The organism is Moheibacter sediminis (assembly GCF_900176425.1).
GTDB lineage: Bacteria > Bacteroidota > Bacteroidia > Flavobacteriales > Weeksellaceae > Moheibacter > Moheibacter sediminis.
In genome coordinates this window covers 133,892-151,820 of the sequence record NZ_FWXS01000006.1, presented here as the reverse complement: position 1 = coordinate 151,820, position 17,929 = coordinate 133,892, and the positions used below count along the sequence as shown (strand labels likewise).

The 17,929-nt window shown below is 37.7% G+C and carries 18 protein-coding genes; 15 read left to right on the top strand and 3 right to left on the bottom strand.

Going from position 1 to position 17,929, the window contains the following annotated elements; translation table 11 throughout:
* The first annotated feature begins 36 nt into the window (after positions 1-36).
* The 14 genes from B8977_RS10240 (at position 37) to B8977_RS10175 (ending at position 13,260) form a co-directional block, all read left to right on the top strand.
* Complete coding sequence (locus B8977_RS10240; RefSeq protein ID WP_084017689.1) at positions 37-402, top strand: NADH-quinone oxidoreductase subunit A; 366 nt, start codon at positions 37-39, stop codon at positions 400-402.
* A gap of 38 nt (positions 403-440) precedes the next feature.
* Positions 441-1,013 carry an NADH-quinone oxidoreductase subunit B gene (locus B8977_RS10235; protein WP_084017617.1) on the top strand — a complete coding sequence of 191 codons (573 nt, stop codon included), beginning with the start codon at positions 441-443 and terminating at the stop codon, positions 1,011-1,013.
* 11 nt (positions 1,014-1,024) lie between these two features.
* Positions 1,025-1,558 carry an NADH-quinone oxidoreductase subunit C gene (locus tag B8977_RS10230; RefSeq protein ID WP_185116607.1) on the top strand — a complete coding sequence of 178 codons (534 nt, stop codon included), beginning with the start codon at positions 1,025-1,027 and terminating at the stop codon, positions 1,556-1,558.
* Between the two features lie 13 nt (positions 1,559-1,571).
* On the top strand, positions 1,572-2,801 hold the full coding sequence (locus tag B8977_RS10225) for an NADH-quinone oxidoreductase subunit D (protein ID WP_084017616.1): 1,230 nt from the start codon (positions 1,572-1,574) through the stop codon (positions 2,799-2,801).
* Between the two features lie 103 nt (positions 2,802-2,904).
* On the top strand, positions 2,905-3,402 hold the full coding sequence (locus tag B8977_RS10220) for an NADH-quinone oxidoreductase subunit NuoE family protein (protein WP_084017615.1): 498 nt from the start codon (positions 2,905-2,907) through the stop codon (positions 3,400-3,402).
* Positions 3,403-4,764, top strand: coding sequence for an NADH-quinone oxidoreductase subunit NuoF (gene nuoF / locus B8977_RS10215; RefSeq protein WP_084017614.1), 1,362 nt, complete (start codon positions 3,403-3,405; stop codon positions 4,762-4,764).
* A gap of 6 nt (positions 4,765-4,770) precedes the next feature.
* A complete protein-coding gene (locus tag B8977_RS10210) occupies positions 4,771-5,862 on the top strand; it encodes an NADH-quinone oxidoreductase subunit G (RefSeq protein WP_084017613.1) in 1,092 nt (363 codons plus the stop codon).
* Between the two features lie 77 nt (positions 5,863-5,939).
* Complete coding sequence (gene nuoH / locus B8977_RS10205) at positions 5,940-6,989, top strand: NADH-quinone oxidoreductase subunit NuoH (RefSeq protein ID WP_084017612.1); 1,050 nt, start codon at positions 5,940-5,942, stop codon at positions 6,987-6,989.
* A gap of 14 nt (positions 6,990-7,003) precedes the next feature.
* Positions 7,004-7,507, top strand: coding sequence for an NADH-quinone oxidoreductase subunit NuoI (gene nuoI / locus B8977_RS10200; RefSeq protein WP_084017611.1), 504 nt, complete (start codon positions 7,004-7,006; stop codon positions 7,505-7,507).
* Positions 7,508-7,511: 4 nt separating this feature from the next.
* The gene (locus tag B8977_RS10195; protein WP_084017610.1) at positions 7,512-8,036 is read left to right on the top strand and encodes an NADH-quinone oxidoreductase subunit J family protein; all 525 of its coding nucleotides are present in this window, start codon (positions 7,512-7,514) and stop codon (positions 8,034-8,036) included.
* 96 nt (positions 8,037-8,132) lie between these two features.
* Positions 8,133-8,459 carry an NADH-quinone oxidoreductase subunit NuoK gene (gene nuoK / locus B8977_RS10190; protein ID WP_084017609.1) on the top strand — a complete coding sequence of 109 codons (327 nt, stop codon included), beginning with the start codon at positions 8,133-8,135 and terminating at the stop codon, positions 8,457-8,459.
* A gap of 5 nt (positions 8,460-8,464) precedes the next feature.
* Positions 8,465-10,339, top strand: a complete 1,875-nt coding sequence (gene nuoL, locus B8977_RS10185) for an NADH-quinone oxidoreductase subunit L (RefSeq protein WP_084017608.1) — start codon at positions 8,465-8,467, stop codon at positions 10,337-10,339.
* A gap of 113 nt (positions 10,340-10,452) precedes the next feature.
* On the top strand, positions 10,453-11,865 hold the full coding sequence (locus tag B8977_RS10180) for a complex I subunit 4 family protein (protein ID WP_084017607.1): 1,413 nt from the start codon (positions 10,453-10,455) through the stop codon (positions 11,863-11,865).
* 6 nt (positions 11,866-11,871) lie between these two features.
* Entirely contained in the window at positions 11,872-13,260 is a 1,389-nt protein-coding gene (locus B8977_RS10175; protein ID WP_084017606.1) for an NADH-quinone oxidoreductase subunit N, read from the top strand.
* Between the two features lie 70 nt (positions 13,261-13,330).
* Here B8977_RS10175 and B8977_RS10170 read toward each other — a convergent pair whose 3' ends face one another.
* A complete protein-coding gene (locus B8977_RS10170) occupies positions 13,331-13,723 on the bottom strand; it encodes a hypothetical protein (protein WP_084017605.1) in 393 nt (130 codons plus the stop codon).
* Between the two features lie 147 nt (positions 13,724-13,870).
* Between B8977_RS10170 and B8977_RS10165 the strand changes: the two genes are divergently transcribed.
* Positions 13,871-14,308, top strand: coding sequence for a DUF4168 domain-containing protein (locus B8977_RS10165; RefSeq protein ID WP_159447482.1), 438 nt, complete (start codon positions 13,871-13,873; stop codon positions 14,306-14,308).
* Between the two features lie 2 nt (positions 14,309-14,310).
* Here B8977_RS10165 and B8977_RS10160 read toward each other — a convergent pair whose 3' ends face one another.
* Both B8977_RS10160 and B8977_RS10155 read right to left on the bottom strand, forming a co-directional pair.
* Positions 14,311-14,574, bottom strand: a complete 264-nt coding sequence (locus B8977_RS10160) for a hypothetical protein (RefSeq protein WP_084017603.1) — start codon at positions 14,572-14,574, stop codon at positions 14,311-14,313.
* A gap of 122 nt (positions 14,575-14,696) precedes the next feature.
* Positions 14,697-17,837 (bottom strand): leucine--tRNA ligase, encoded by a 3,141-nt coding sequence (locus tag B8977_RS10155; RefSeq protein ID WP_084017602.1) that lies wholly within the window; start codon positions 17,835-17,837, stop codon positions 14,697-14,699.
* Positions 17,838-17,929 lie beyond the last annotated feature (92 nt).

Below are 17,929 nucleotides of genomic sequence, written 5' to 3'. Positions count from 1 at the left end.
TAGTTCGTAAATTTACACGCTGAATTTTTAATGAAAATGAACACATCTTTAGACTATATTCCAATTTTAATTTTGTTCCTCTTAGCGGTTGGTTTTGTGGTTGGTACTATCGTAGCAACTCACTTTTTAGGACCTAAACGCAGCACAGACGAAAAATTGGACAACTTTGAAAGTGGAATCGAACAGGTTGGAAATGCAAGAAGACCTTTCTCTATTAAATATTATTTGGTAGCTATTCTATTTGTACTGTTCGATGTGGAAGTCATTTTCTTCTATCCTTACGCAGTCAATTTCAAGGAATTAGGATGGGAAGGTTTCGCAGCAGTATCGACATTTGTGGGTCTGTTTTTGATTATGTATCTTTATGTGAGGAAAAAAGGTGCTTTGGATTGGGAAAAATAATCGAAGTACTGAATGTTGTTTAACTAAAAAAGAAAGTTATGATTCATAATAAAAGACCGGTAACACACAACACAAACATCAAAGTTGTGGATATGCCGGAAGGTTATCAGGGAGAAGGTTTCATGACCATGCAGCTTTCTAAAGTAATTGGATTGGCTCGTAAAAATTCCATATGGCCTTTGCCATTTGCAACGAGTTGTTGCGGGATTGAATTTATGGCAACGATGGGTTCTACATATGATTTGTCACGTTTCGGAAGTGAGCGTTTGGCATTTACACCGAGACAATGTGACCTTTTGATGGTGATGGGAACCATTTCTAAAAAAATGGCTCCGGTTCTACGTCAGGTTTACATCCAGATGGCTGAACCTCGTTGGGTTGTTGCAGTTGGTGCTTGTGCAAGCAGCGGTGGAATTTTTGACACTTATTCTGTTTTGCAGGGAATCGACCAAGTAATTCCGGTGGACGTTTACGTTCCGGGTTGCCCGCCACGTCCGGAAGCAATCATCGATGGTGTTCTGCGCATCCAGGATTTGGTAGAAAGTGAAAGTATAAGAAGAAGAAATAGCCCGGAATATCAGGAATTATTGACAAGCTACGGCATTTCATAAGCGAAAAGTATATGTTGGATAATAAATTTGTATTTGATAAATTAAGAGAGAAATTCGGAGAATCGATCATCGGTTACGAAGAAAATTTTGAATTAATTGCCATCCATGCAGACAAAGAATTTAACCTGAAAATTCTTCAATATTTATATGACGAAGAAGAATTAGGTTTCAGGTTCATGACAGACTTGACCGCAATTCATTATCCTAATAATTTAGGCGAAGAATTGGTGGTTACTTATCTGGTTTACAATATGCAGAAAAATTTCCATGTGAGATTGAAATTTGGTTTGGACATCAATGAACCCAACATTTATACCGCTTCGAAATTATTTGACACTGCCAATTGGCTTGAAAGAGAATGTTATGATTTCTTCGGAGTGAATTTTATCGGTCATCCGAATTTGATCCGTGTGATGAATGTAGATGAAATGGATTATTTCCCATTGAGGAAAGAATTCCCATTAGAAGACCAAACACGTAAAGACAAAGACGACGAAATGTTTGGACGCGGCGGAAGTTTCAATTTAGGAGGATTCACTGTATAATTTAAGAGATAAAATGCAGGAAGTTAAAAACAATATAAAATTACCAAAGGAGTCTTTAGAAAAAACGACGACCACGCTGAACTTGGGTCCAACACACCCGGCGACGCATGGTGTATTCCAAAATATTTTGGAAGTGGATGGTGAACGTATCATCAAAGCAACTCCTACTGTGGGTTACATCCACCGCGCATTTGAAAAAATCGCGGAAAGAAAACCACTTTATCAGGTAACACCTTTGACAGATAGATTGAACTATTGTTCAGCCCCGATCAACAATATCGGTTGGCATTTGACGGTAGAGAAATTTGTAGGAATTGAAGTTCCGCCAAGAGTAAGCTATTTGAGAGTTATCATCATGGAATTGGCGAGAATCGCTGACCATTTGATTTGTAATTCGATTTTAGGCGTTGATACCGGAGCATTTACCGGATTTTTATATTTAATGCGCTACCGTGAATTGATTTATGAAATCTATGAAGAAATCTGCGGAAGCCGTTTGACTACCAACATCGGTAGGATTGGAGGTTTCGAAAGAGATTTCAGCGATGCAGCTTGGGAAAAAATCAATCGTTTTGTAGAGGAATATCCCGGGGTTTTGGAAGAATTTGAAAATCTTTTCAATCGAAACAGAATTTTCATCGAACGTACGCAAGGCGTTGGCGGCATCAGCAAAGAACGTGCTTTGGCTTATGGGTTTACAGGTCCGAACCTGAGAGCTGCAGGCGTTGATTATGACATCCGTGTTCAAAAACCTTATTGCCGTTACGACGAATTCGAATTCCAAGTTCCCGTTGGTACGACAGGCGACTGTTACGACCGTTATTTGGTGAGAGGTGAAGAAATGAAACAAAGCATTAGCTTGATCAAACAAGCTATTCAAAAAATAAATGCTTTGACCGGAGAAGAAGCAACCAAATACCATGCGGATGCTCCTGACTTTTACCTTCCGTTGAAAAAAGACGTTTACACCAAAATGGAAGCTTTGATTTACCATTTCAAAATTATCATGGGAGAAGTGGACATTCCTGCAGGGGAATTGTACAATGCAGTAGAAGGCGCCAATGGTGAATTGGGATATTATTTCATTAGTGATGGCGGACGTTCCGCATATAGATTGCACTTCAGACGACCATGTTTCATTTACTATCAGGCATTTCCTGAATTGGTAGAAGGATCCATGTTGAGTGATGCAATTTTGACAATGAGTAGTTTAAATTTAATTGCAGGCGAATTAGATGCTTAAATTGAATTTTAAATTTTGAATTAAAAATTAGAAATAAGTTAAAGTTGAGAATTAAACGAAAAAACAACGTTAAGCTTTGAACTTTAAACTTTAAACAAATAAAATGACGACGACAGTTCAGTTTTCAGAAGAAGCAAATAAAAGAATACAGGAAATCATTACGCATTATCCTGAAGGAAAGCATAAAAGTGCTTTGATTCCGATTTTGCACATTGCGCAGGAACAATCAAACGGTTGGTTGGACATTCCCGTTTTGGACCACGTAGCAGGAATTTTAAACATTTTGCCTGTTGAGGTTTATGAAGTGGCTTCATTTTATTCGATGTTTAATTTAAATCCTGTTGGTAAATTCGTTTTAGAAGTTTGCCAAACCGGACCTTGTATGTTGAGCGGTTCAGATAAAATCATCAACCACATCAAAACAAAATTGAACATCAAAGCAGGAGAAACTTCTGCAGACGGATTATTCACATTGAAACCTGCAGAGTGTTTAGGCGCTTGCGGATATGCACCGATGATGCAGTTGGGGAAAACCTATCGTGAGCATTTGACGATCGAAAAAGTAGATGAATTGTTGGAAGAATTGAAAAAACTCGCTTAAATGGGAGAAACAAGATTATTATTAAAACATGCCAATGTTCCAGGAATCCGTCATTACGACGCTTACCGCGAGCATGATGGATATAAATCGGTAGAAAAAGCATTTACCATGACACCGGAAGAAATCCTGGAAGAAGTAAAAGTTTCAGGATTACGTGGTCGTGGTGGAGCAGGTTTCCCGACAGGAATGAAATGGAGCTTTTTGGCAAAACCAGAAGGTGTTCCTCGTCACTTGGTTGTAAATGCTGACGAATCAGAACCGGGAACTTTCAAAGACCGTTATTTGATGGAATTCATTCCGCACTTACTTTTAGAAGGAATGATTGTTTCTTCTTATTGTTTGGGAAGTAACGCTTCTTACATCTACATCCGTGGTGAATATGCTTGGGTTGCAGAAATTTTGGAAGAAGCAATTACCGAAGCAAAAGCTGCCGGATGGCTTGGAAAAGACATCAAAGGAAGCGGATTCGACTGCGAAATTTATGTGCAGCGCGGTGGTGGAGCATACATCTGTGGTGAAGAAACGGCTTTGTTGGAATCATTGGAAGGAAAAAGAGGAAATCCTCGAATCAAACCACCATTCCCGGCAGTTAAAGGTGCTTGGGGAAGACCAACAGTTGTGAACAATGTGGAATCGATTGCCGCAGTAGTTCCCATCATTATGATGACCGGAGCCGAATATGCAAAAATTGGCGTAGGACGTTCTACTGGAACAAAATTGATTTCCGCTTGTGGAAACATCAACAAACCAGGCGTTTATGAAATAGACATGACACAAACCGTTGAAGAATTTATTTATTCAGATGAATTCTGCGGTGGAATTCCAAATGGTAAAAAATTAAAAGCCTGTATTCCGGGCGGAAGTTCAGTTCCGATTTTACCTGCCAATTTATTATTGACAACCGCAACGGGACAGCCTCGTCTGATGAATTACGAAAGTTTAGCCGATGGCGGATTCGCAACAGGAACCATGATGGGTTCAGGTGGATTTATTGTTTTGGATGAAGATCAAGATGTTGTTTACCACACTTATACATTGGCAAGATTTTACCGTCATGAAAGCTGTGGACAATGTTCTCCATGTCGTGAAGGAACAGGTTGGATGGAAAAAATCCTGAAAAGAATTGATGAAGGAAATGGAAAAATGTCTGACATCGATTTGTTGTGGGACATCCAGAGAAAGATAGAAGGGAATACGATTTGTCCGTTGGGTGACGCAGCAGCTTGGCCGGTTGCAGCAGCTATCAGACATTTCAGAGATGAATTTGAGTGGCACGTTCTCAATCCTGAGGAGTGTTTGACAAGAAATTACGGATTGGCACATTATGCAGATCCATTAGAAATAAAAGAACAGGCAAATTAATTGACTATGTCAGAACAAACGCCATTAATGAAAGTAACCATCGACGGACAATTTATTGAAGTTCCGGCAGGAACGACGATACTTCAAGCTGCTCGTATGATCGGCAAAGAAGTTGCGCCTCCAGCGATGTGTTACTACGGAAAGTTAGAAGATACCGGAGGAAACTGCCGTACTTGTATGGTGGAAGTTTCCAAAGGAAGCGACGCCGACCCAAGACCTATGCCTAAATTGGTTGCGTCTTGCCGTACTACTGTGATGGACGGAATGGTTGTCGGAAACAAAACTTCCGAAAAAGCAGTTACCGCAAGAGAAGGTGTGGTGGAATTTTTATTAATTAACCATCCTTTAGATTGTCCGGTTTGTGACCAGGCTGGAGAGTGTAAATTGCAGGATTTAGGTTACGAACATGGGAAAGAAGAAACCCGATACGAATTCAAACGCAGAACTTTTGCTCCTGAAGATTTAGGACCAAATATTCAATTGCACATGAACCGTTGTATTTTGTGTTACCGTTGTGTGAAAACGGCCGATCAGGTTACCGGATGCCGTGAACATGGTGTGATGCACCGTGGTGATCATGCTGAAATTTCTACTTATTTAGAAAAATCTTTAGACAATGAATTCATCGGAAACATCATCGATGTTTGTCCGGTGGGTGCTTTGACTGATAAAACTTTCCGTTTCAAAAACCGTGTTTGGTTCTTGAAACCGGTAGATGCGCACAGAGATTGTCCTACTTGTAGTGGAAAAACACAGGTTTGGTTCCGTGGTGATGAAGTTTTTCGTGTGACAGCCCGTAAAAATGAATGGAACGAAGTTGAAGACTGGATTTGTAATACTTGTCGATTTGACAAAAAAGAAACGAAAGACTGGGTTATTGAGCAACCTTCAATGGTTTCAAGAGATTCTGTAATCCGTCAAGGACATTATGCAGGCCAAGTTGGAAATGTAACACCAAACGAAACATTTAAACGTGTGATGAAAGGCCGCGATCCGAAATTATTACTCAACATCCATGATATAAGTGAAGTAAATGAGCCGGAAAAAGATTTGAGTAAAATTAATCGTCCACCGACAAGTCAGGATTATAAAGATTAAATTAATTTGAGAATTTGAAGATTTGAAAATGTAAAAATTAATTTTTCATTCAAAATTTAAAATAACAAAAAGAAAGTATGGACTCAGAATTGTGGAGTTTAGTAGGAGAAAAAGCAGCATTGGCAGGAATCATGATTGGATTCGCGTTGGTGGTAGCGATGTATTCAACTTGGGCAGAACGTAAAGTTGCGGCTTACATCCAGGACAGACGCGGACCTAACCGTGCAGGCTGGGGTGGATTGTTGCAACCTTTGGCGGATGGTGGAAAATTATTTTTCAAAGAAGAAATTACTCCTCGACACGCCGAGAAATTTTTGTTCATTTTAGGTCCTACAATCGCTATGATTTTGGCTTGTATGACGGGAGCAGTGATTCCTTGGAGTACAGGTTTTGAATGGGGTGACTCAATCATCGTTCCTCAAATTGCAGACATCAACATTGGATTTCTTTACATTTTAGGAGTTTTGAGTTTGGGTGTTTATGGAATCATGCTGGGTTCATGGGCATCAAATAACAAATGGTCTTTGATGGGCGGATTACGTGCCGCTTCTCAGATTATCTCTTACGAATTACCGATGGGTATCGCTTTGATTACCATTTTGATGATCAGCGGAACTTTGAGTTTGAGAGGAATCGTAGAAGGACAAATGGACGGTTATTGGAACATCATTTTACAACCAGTCGGATTTATCATCTTTTTGGTTTGTGCTTTTGCTGAAACCAACCGTACACCTTTTGACTTACCGGAAGCGGAAAATGAATTGATTGGTGGTTACCATTCTGAATATTCATCGATGAAGTTAGGATTTTTCCTATTTGCGGAATACATCAATATTTTCATCAGTTCGGTAATTATTGCAACCCTTTATTTCGGAGGATACGACATTCCTTTTGTGAATGATGTCAGCTTAACGGAAAGCATTGGAATGAATTGGATGGCAATTTTACATTTCTTGTCATTATTCACCAAAGCATGTTTTTTCATTTTCGTGTTTATGTGGGTGAGATGGACAATCCCGAGATTCCGTTACGACCAGTTGATGGATTTGGGCTGGAAAAAATTATTGCCTTTGGCATTGATAAATATGTTGATTACAGGTTTAGTAATTTTATTATTAAATAATTAAAAATAAAAAGAAGAATGGAACTTCTGACAAACAGAGCGAAACAAGTTGACAGACGCCCAATGGATTTTTGGGAAAGACTGTATTTGATTTCGATTTTCAAAGGAATGTGGATTACGTTGAAGCACTTTTTCAAGAAAAAAGCAACCATCAATTATCCCGAAAAACAAAGACCTTTCAGTTCAGTTTTTCGTGGATTGCATGTATTGAATCGTGACGAAGAAGGACGCGAAAACTGTACTGCATGCGGGTTGTGTGCCTTGGCATGTCCTGCTGAAGCGATTACGATGGAAGCTGCAGAAAGACTTCCGAATGAAGAACATTTGTACCGTGAAGAAAAATATGCAGCCAAATATGAAATCAATATGCTGCGCTGTATTTTCTGCGGATTCTGTGAAGAAGCTTGTCCCAAAGACGCTGTTTACCTTTCTCAAACAGTGACACCGGCAAGTTACAAGCGTGAGAATTTCATCTATTCTAAAGAAGATTTATTAATTCCACATCCAAAAAAATCAAATTAATTCTATGGCATTAGCGGAAATTTTATTTTTTGTATTGGCGGGATTGACCATTTTGAGTGGTTTGTTGACGGTTTTGAGTAAAAATCCTATTCACTCGATTTTATATTTGATCATTACTTTTTTCAGTATCAGCGGACATTATGTTTTGTTAAATGCTCAATTTTTAGCGGTTGTAAATATCATCGTTTACGCAGGAGCCATAATGGTTTTGTTCCTGTTTGTGGTGATGTTGATGAATTTAAACAAAGAAGACAAAAGTTTCGGAAAACCTTTTGTGATGTTGGCGGGAGTGATTATTTCTGCCTTATTTTTCGCATTGACGGCAGGGATTCTTTTGCAGTCTGATGTATCGGCAAATAATTCTACATTGGTTTCAGAAGGAAACATTGGTTTGACAGAAAAAATCGGTGTAGCGCTTTATTCAGATTATGTAATTCCATTTGAATTAGCAAGTATCTTGTTTATGGGAGCAATGATCGGTGCGGTTTTGTTATCGAAAAAAACGGACGATTTAAAGACAAAGGATTAATATTAATTTGATAATTAAATAATTTTGAAGATTTGAAAATGAGTTTTGGATTTGAAATAAGAATCATTTAAAATTCATCATATAAAATAATAAAGAATGATACCGATTAGTTACTATTTATTTCTGTCGCTGACGCTTTTCACCATCGGGATGATTGGTGTGATGACGCGCAGAAATATCATCATCATCCTGATGTGTGTGGAGCTGATGCTCAATTCAGTGAATTTATTGCTGGTTGCTTTTTCAAAAATGCACCAAGCGAAAAATTTGGGAACCGATGCCGGAATTGACGGACAAATGCTCGTTTTGTTCATCATGGTGGTTGCTGCCGCCGAAGTCGCAGTCGGACTGTCTATTATCATTTTGTACTATAGAAAGAAATATAACGTGGACGTGAGATCCCTCAACCGATTAAAGCATTAAGATTTATGGAGAAGTATATTTGGTTAATCCCTTTGTTACCGCTTATCGGGTTTTTCATCAACGGTCTAGGAAGAAATGCTTTATCAAAAAGTTTGATTTCCATCATTGGATCAGGCGTTATTTTGGGAAGTTTCATTTTGTCGGTTTTGGTTTTTATGAATGTTCCTTCGGGAGCAGGTGCACAACCACTGATTTTTCACGCATTTGACATCATTAATCTTGAAGCACTAAAAATTCCTTTTTCATTTCAAATTGATGCTTTGACAAGTCTATTTTTGTTAATCATCACTGGAATCGGATTTTTAATTCACGTTTACAGTTCAGCATATATGCATGAAGATGAAGGATTCGGGAAGTTTTTTGCTTACCTGAACTTGTTCATTTTCTTCATGTTATTATTGGTAATGGGAAGCAACTTTTTCATCATGTTTATCGGATGGGAAGGTGTAGGATTGTGTTCATTTTTGTTAATTGGATTTTGGTTCAAAAACAGAGATTATGTAGGCGCAGCCAAGAAAGCATTTATCATGAACCGAATTGGTGACGTTGGATTTTTGTTGGCAATGTTTTGGATTTATCAGGAATTTGGAACTTTACAATACACAGAAGTTTTCGCTTCATTATCTAATGCGTCAACATTTGCTTTAGGCGGAATTACCCTTTTATTATTCTTGGCAGCCACCGGGAAATCAGCACAGATTCCATTGTTCACATGGTTGCCTGATGCGATGGCAGGACCGACACCGGTTTCAGCTTTGATCCACGCGGCGACGATGGTAACTGCGGGTATCTTTATGATTACAAGATGTAATGAATTATTTGAATTGGCACCAAATACTTTAGCAATCATTTCCTGGATTGGAATTTTAACTTCATTGATTACCGCAACGATTGCCATTCGTCAGAATGACATCAAAAAAGTACTGGCTTATTCAACCGTTTCACAATTGGGGTTGATGTTCGCTTCACTCGGGATGGGTGCTTATGTAGCAGCCGTTTTCCATGTGATGACGCACGCTTTCTTCAAAGCATTGTTATTCTTAGGCGCAGGTTCTGTGATTCATGGAATGCACCATGAACAGGACATGACCAAAATGGGTGGATTGAAAAAATACATGCCGACGACTCACATCACAATGTTGATTGGTTGTATCGCAATTGCGGGAATCCCGCCGTTGAGTGGATTTTTCTCAAAAGACGAAATGTTGTTGAGCATGTTTTTAGGAAATAAAGCGATTTATGCAATTGGATTTTTGGTTTCAGTTCTAACTTCTTTCTATATGTTCAGAATGTATTTCATGACGTTTGGAGGAAAATTAAGAGACGACCACACGCATCCGCACGAAAGTCCAAAAGCGATGACAATTCCGTTAGTAGTTTTAGCAGTTTTATCAATTGTCGGTGGTTTTATAGGAATTCCAAAATTATTCATGGAAGACGGACATAAATTAAACACATTTTTATCTGGCGTTGTTGCTCCGCATGCAGAACCTCATCACATTTCTCACGCGACAGAATGGATGTTAATCGGTGCTTTGTTGGCTTGTGTTGCCGTTGCGATTTTCTTGGCTCATAAATTCTACAATGGAAAAGTGGACAAAGAAGCGACTGGTTTGGCTAAAATTTTTGAAAATAAATGGTACGTGGACGAATTGTATCAGGCGGTTGTAGTCAATCCTTTGCTCGGATTAGGAAATGTATTTAGAAAATATATAGAGAAATCGGGAATTGTACAAGCCGTTTCGGGAACCGGGAGTTTGTCTTATTATTTCGCAAAAAATATAAGAACCGTTCAGACCGGAAACATCGGTATGTACATCGTTTTGATGATCATCGGAGTTGTAGCCGCATTGGGAATTTTCTTTATAGGAATGTTATAATTAGACATAAGTATCAAGACAAAAGACACAAGAATTAAAACTTAGAATTATAATTTAAAATAAAAGTACCAGATACTTGATACCAAATACCTGATACTAAAAATATAGAAAGAATGTTGTTATCGTTACTAATTATATTACCGTTATTGGCTGGATTGGGACTGACTGTTATCAAGCATAACCGCTCATTGGGTTTTGTGGGAACAGGGGTAAGTATCTATTTATTTATATTCACTTTATTTTTATTGTTCACGCAGACACCGGTTGATTTATATGTAAAATTTGACTGGTTTGAATTGGGTGGCGTAAAAACCAATATCGCTTTAAGTTTAAACGGATTAGGTGCTTTGATGGTGTTGCTGACTAATTTGGTGTATGCTATATTATTCATTTATTTCTATACAGTTAAGAAAAATTATTCCAATACATTTTACGGATTATTATTGCTTGCTTATGCAGGATTGAATGGAGTATTTCTTGCACAGGATTTGGTTTTGTTCTATTTCTTCTGGGAGATTGTATTAATTCCAATCTATTTTTTAATTGGAATTTGGGGCAACAAACGCACAAGAATTTCTGCCAATACGACCTTTTTCCTTTACACTATTTTAGGTTCGATGTTGATGTTGGGGGGAATTATTTACATCGGATTTCAATTAAAACCGGAAAGTTTCCTTTTGACAGATGTGATGAAAGTGACTGCTGATTTCGGAAATCTGACGACTTTGGCTTGGTTATTTTTGATTGCTTTTGCGATTAAAATTCCATTGTTCCCATTGCATTCCTGGCAGCCTGCAGCATACAAAACCTCTCCTACTCCAGTCACTGTAATATTAAGTGCATTGATGGCAAAAATGGGATTATTTGCTGTGGTAAATTGGTTGTTGAATTTATTCCCACAAATCTGTAATGAATTTGACAATGTATTGTACATCGCAGGTTTCGGGTTATTCTATGCTTCATTGATTGCATTGACAACGAATAACATCAAAAAAATTGTCGCATATAGTTCCGTAGCGCATTTGGCTTTGATTTTCATGAGTTTATATTCTCAATCGGAAGCCGGAATCTTAGGTGCTTATTTCCAAATGTTCAGCCACGGTGTGGTGGTTTTGGGGATGTGGTTAGGTGTAGATTACCTCGAAAGAAAGTACAATGTAACCAACATCAAATCTATCGGAGGTTTGGCGAAAGTGGATCCTGTATTTGCGGTGTTTTTCACATTTTTCGGATTGGCAAACGTTGCCTTGCCGTTGACAAGTAGTTTCATAGGAGAGTTCATGATGTTGAATGCACTTTATGCTTACAATCCGATTTTATGTGTGATTGGCTGTACGGGTGTGATTCTTTCAGCAGCTTATACTTTGCGTATGACCACAGCGATTTTATTTGGAGAACAAGAAAATATAAAAGAAGAAAAGGTTAAATTCCCAAAAACACTTTATGTACTTTTTGGATTAATTTCACTCATGATTCTCGTGTTGGGAATCTATCCGAGCATTGTGTTTAATCTTTTGCAAAACTAATCAGGAATGAATATTATATTGACATCGGCATTATCGGGAATTATACTCATGTTCAGTGGATTTTTTTTCAAAGACAAACGCCATCTGAACCTACTTTCTGTGTTGCTTTTTGTAGCGATGATCGTTTCAGCTGTGTTTCAGCTGAAAGGTTGTGAAATTTTGGCCGGAAAATATCCGAATATGATCGAAACCGATCCTTACAGAATTTCATTTTTCATGATTCTGTGTGTGGTTGGAATTTATTATGTTTTGGTCAACCGCTATAATTTCTCTAAACCCGGAAGTCAGGTTTCTGATTATTTAGCTTTGATTTTCATTTCCTTTACGGGAATTGCAGTCTTGGCGTCATTCAACAATTTAATATTGATGTTTTTAGGAATTGAAATCCTTTCGATTCCATTGTATGCGCTTGCCGGGTCTGCAAAACACAGAATGAGAAGTACGGAAGCTGCCGTGAAATATTTCTTAATGGGAGCATTTTCAACCGGAATCATGTTGATGGGAATCACACTGATTTACGGCGCAAGCGGTTCGTTCCTACTCGAAAACATTACGGCTTATGCATTTGATTTCCAATCGATTTATTATTTGGGTTGGGTTTTATTAATTCTTTCCTTATGTTTCAAAGTTTCAGTTGCTCCGTTGCATTTTTGGGCTCCGGACGTTTATGACGGTTCGCCCACCGTGTTTTCTTCTTACATGATTACGATTGTGAAAGGAGCCGCATTTATGACCTTCATAACGGTGATGTCTGCATTTAAAATTACTTCAGAAATTGTTTCTAACAATTACCAATATTTATTGAGCTTTATCATCATTTTAACTTTGATTTTGGGTAATTTTTCAGCATTGAAACAAACCAGCGTAAAAAGAATGTTGGCTTATTCATCTGTTGTACAAGCCGGATTTATGATGTTTGCATTGTTTGAAATCAACGAAGCTTCTAAAAATGCATTGTTATTCTATACTATCAGTTACGGTCTGGCGAGTGTTGTTTTGTTTTATGCTTTGACTAAGGTTAAAAATGATTACAAAGATTTCAACGGACTTTCTCAACGCGCACCAGTATTGGCCTTTGCAAGTACGATTGCTTTGTTGTCCTTGTCGGGAATTCCATTTACATCAGGTTTTCTTGCTAAGTTTATGATATTGAGTTCCGCGATGGGTGACCCTTCGAATTTGATCTTGGTGATAGCAGCTTTGGTTTTGGCAGTTTTGAGCATTTATTATTACATCAAAGTAATTATTGCGATGTATTTCAGAAGTTCAAAAGAGAAAACAATTAAACTTTCATTCACTACGCAATTGTTATTAATTGCAGGAACTGTATTGACCATTGCATTAGGTGTTTATCCAAATCTTTTATGGATGGCTTTGAATTGTTTGGCAAAATAAAAAGCATTTCACGTCTCCGCAAAATGCTTTAAATTTTTAATTCCTAAGATTTAATTAATTTTTTAAATAATTATCTCGTACAATTGGCAGTCCAAACATCATTGTCATTTTCTGTATAAAGAATCTGCAAAGTAGATGCAGTTACACGTATGTACTGAATAGAACTTGATCCTACATTGATTAGAGTTTCTCCATCTCTTTCGAATTCTACTCCCGTAATAGACGGGATTCCATTTGAAAATTCAAAATTATAATTGTTACCCACTTTCACTACTGTAACTCTCCCGTTTTCATCGCTTGTATTGGACTCACCATTGCTATAACTAACGTCACCGCGATAAGTACCTACAAAGATGTCACTGTCTGCAGGACTGTCATCGTCACTACTACATGATACAAATGCAAAGGAGGAAAAAATCAAAATTCCCAACAGCGTACCAAACATTTTTCCTGTGATTTTCATAAAATTTAATTTTAAAATTACTGAAGGTAAAATGAAATAATTATGCCATTTTTACAATCAACTGACCTTCAATATTTTAAATCGTTTTTCAAAACCAAAATTTGGCAATATATTTGGAGAAATTTCGTTCATATAAAAACAAAAACAATGAATTATTTTAAAATACTGCTTTTTTCAACTGCACTTTCTTTATTCACAAATATAAATGCACAAGAAGTTACTGACTATGATCTACAAAGATTTGCCAAAGCTTATTCAGAGATGGTTCAGTTGAATCTCAAGGCTCAAAATGAAATGGCAGAAATCATTGCAGATGAAAAATTGGATTTAGAGGTTTACCACGCCATCAATGACACAAAAAATAATCCTGATATAGAACCGGATGTTCCCGAAGAAGACTTTGACAAATATGAAAAAGTCCAACCCAAAATAGAAAAAATTCAGGACAAATTAGAATCTGATGTGACAAAAGCTTATGCCAGACAAGAACTTACCAAACGTGACTATACTGCAATTGCCGAACGCTTAAAACAAGACCCGCTTTTGCAAACGAGACTTGAAAAAATGCTGACTAAATTGAGGTAAATTTAGTCTATATCAATCAATGATTTTAATGGGATTGACACACCACCTTTGATTTGAATGTATTCGTCAGTCAAAGTCCAAACTGTAGTTTCGATTCTTTTCGGACCTTCATTCGTCAAAAAAGTGATGTAGGTTTTAGATTTGAATTCATTTCCTAAACGCACCGCACGTTCCAGTTGGTCTTTTGTGATATGATTGTCTTTTGGATTTGCTTCTGCAAAGTGATAGTTGATTACTTCTTCCTTTTCTATAAATTCCGCTTCCATATTGTTTAGTATTGGATAATAAATATTTTAATTACTTGAATTGAATAGTACAAAAATGTTACCAAATTAAATTTTGCAAATCAATTTTTTCGATTTTGAAATTTAAATTTGTTATAAAAAAATTAGCCTACTATATTAATAATTTTTCCCGGAACAATTATAATATTTTTTGGAGTTTTTCCTTCCAATTGTTTGATTGTTCTTTCGTCTGTCATAACCGCTTCCTGAATCTGCTCTTTGGTTAAATCCATCGGTAATTCCAATTTGAAACGCATTTTTCCATTGAAAGAAACCGGATATTCCTTTGCATCTTCCACCAACCATTTCGCATTGAATTCAGGAAATTCCGCAAAAGAAATACTTTTATCATGACCCAATTTTTGCCACAATTCCTCAGCGATGTGCGGCGCATAAGGCGAAATCAAAACTGCCAAAGGTTCTAAAACCGCACGTTTCTTACAATTCAATTTGGTCAATTCATTGACTGCAATCATGAAGTTGGAAACCGAAGTATTGAATGAAAAATTATGCACGTCTTCATCTACTTTTTTGATGGTTTGGTGCAAAACTTTCATTTCTTCTTTGGTCGGTGCCTCGTCTGAAATCACAAAAGCATTCTCTCCTTCTCCACTATGATACAAACGCCAGAACTTTTTCAGAAATGAATAAACGCCGCTCAAACCTTGCGTATTCCAGGGCTTTGCCTGCTCTATCGGACCCAAAAACATTTCATACAATCTCAAAGTATCCGCACCATATTGTTCGCAGATGTCGTCGGGATTGATGACGTTGTATTTGGATTTGGACATTTTTTCGACTTCTCGTCCGCAAATGTATTTTCCATCTTCTAAAATGAATTCAGCATCTGCATATTCTTCACGCCAAGCTTTGAATTTTTCTATGTCTAATTCATCTCCACCATCTTTTAAAAGGCTTACATCAACGTGGATATTTTGAACATTTGCTCCTAATGATTCAAATTCATATCGCAAAAATTCTGAGTCATATGATGATTTTTCAATAATATTTTTTTTAAAATCATTCGTTGCTTTTTGAAGCAGCACATCATTATAATTCTCAATGTTAGCTTCAATATTTTTCGATATATATATAGAAGTCGGCATAGATGTTATTTCTAAAGTTGGATGATTTCTATATTTTTCTTCCAATGAATTATCATAAACCGCAATTTTATAATCCACTGTTATTCTATTTACAAATGCACTCATCCCCAAAATCATTCCCTGATTGATGAGTTTTTTAGCGAATTCATCGGTCGGAACCATTCCCTGATCAAATAAAAATTTCTGCCAAAAACGTGCATACAGCAAATGTCCGGTCGCATGCTCGCTTCCGCCCATGTACAAATCCACTTCTTTCCAGTAATCCATCGCTTCTTTTGATGCAAATTCATTTTCATTATTCGCATCCATGTAACGCATGAAATACCAGGAACTTCCCGCCCAACCCGGCATGGTATTTAATTCCAAAGGAAAAATCGTTTGTCCTTCGACATAAGCATGTGGCTCATCAGGAAGATTTTCATTTCTTGCTTCTCTAAGGGCCTCAGTACTTGGGTCATGTTGAGCTTGTCGAAGCATATCGATGCTTACTACTTTCTTGTTAACCGAATCCCAAGCCCAATCTTTGGCGCGTCCCAAAGGCGGTTCGCCCGTTTCTGTCGGTAGATATTCATCCACTTCCGGTAAAACCAAAGGCAGATGTTCTGTCTCAATCATATACGGAACACCATCTTTGTAATAAGCAGGAACAGGCTCGCCCCAATAACGCTGACGCGAAAAAACCGCATCGCGCAGACGGTAGTTCACTTTTCCTTTTCCGAAATGGTTTTGTTCCAAAATGGAAATGATTTTTTCCGTGGCATCTTTGTAATTTAATCCATCTAAAACTTCTGAATTTTCCAGTTCAAAACCTTCTTTTTCTATAAAAGCCGCTTCTGAAATGTCTTTTCCTTTGAAAATGTTTGGAATAGGCAAATTGAAATGCTTCGCAAATTTGTAATCGCGCTCATCTCCGGCTGGAACAGCCATTACAGCTCCGGTTCCATAGCTCGACAAAACATAATCGCCAATCCAGATTGGAATTTCTTTTCCGGTCAACGGATGAACTGCATACGCACCTGTAAATTCACCTGTAATTTTGGTTACATCCGCCATACGTTCACGCTCTGAACGTTTGGAAGTCTGCTCTATGTAATTAAAAACAGATTCTTTTCTGTCCTGCGTTACAATTTTCGGAACAAACGGATGCTCAGGAGCCAAAGTCACATAGGAAACGCCGAAAACCGTATCAGGACGGGTTGTGAAAACTTCGATTTCCAAAGCGTGGTCTTTTACTCCAAATTTGATGGAAGCACCCTTACTTTTCCCAATCCAATACGTTTGCGCATCTTTGATGGGTTGTGGCCAATCAATTTTGTCCAAATCATTCAAAAGCCTTTCTGCATAAGCCGTAATGCGCATCATCCATTGTGTCATTTTCTTGCGAATCACGGGATTACCACCCCGTTCAGAAACGCCGTTGACTACCTCATCATTCGCCAAAACCGTTCCCAGTGCGGGACACCAGTTTACTTCGGCTTCAGCCAGATAAGTTAATCTGTATTTTAAAAGTATTTCCTGCTGTTGTTTTTCGGAAAGTTTGTTCCATGTTTCAGCTGCGAAATGAACGGTATCATCATCACAAACTGCATTTACCTTGAGGTTTCCTTCTTTTTCGAATTTTTTAATTAATTCATTAATGGAAACCGCTTTGCCCAAATCATTGTCATAATAGGAATTAAATAATTGGATGAAAATCCATTGCGTCCATTTGTAATAATCCGGTTCGGAAGTTCTCACTTCACGGCTCCAGTCAAATGAAAAACCGATTCTGTCCAATTGTTTTCTATAACCCGCAATTTCATTTCCCTGCTTGTCAACGCCGCCTTCGATATTTACTTTTGTGGTAACTGCCGGATGCTGACCCGTTTGAATCGCATATTGTTCCGCCGGCAATCCGAAAGAATCGTAACCCATCGGATGCAAAACGTTGAAACCTTTGAGCCTTTTGTAACGCGAAAAAATATCAGATGCGATGTACCCCAGCGGATGTCCTACGTGCAATCCCGCTCCGGACGGATAAGGAAACATGTCTAAAACATAATATTTGGGTTTGGAAGAATTGTTTTCGGCTTTGAAAGTTTGGTTTTGTTGCCAATATTTCTGCCATTTACTTTCTATTTCTCCGTGTAGGTAATGCATTGTGATATTTCTAAATTAAACGTGCAAATTTAGCCAATTTATTCAAGAAAATTCACTGCATTTTTGACTGAAAGTACTTGAATTCAAAGAAA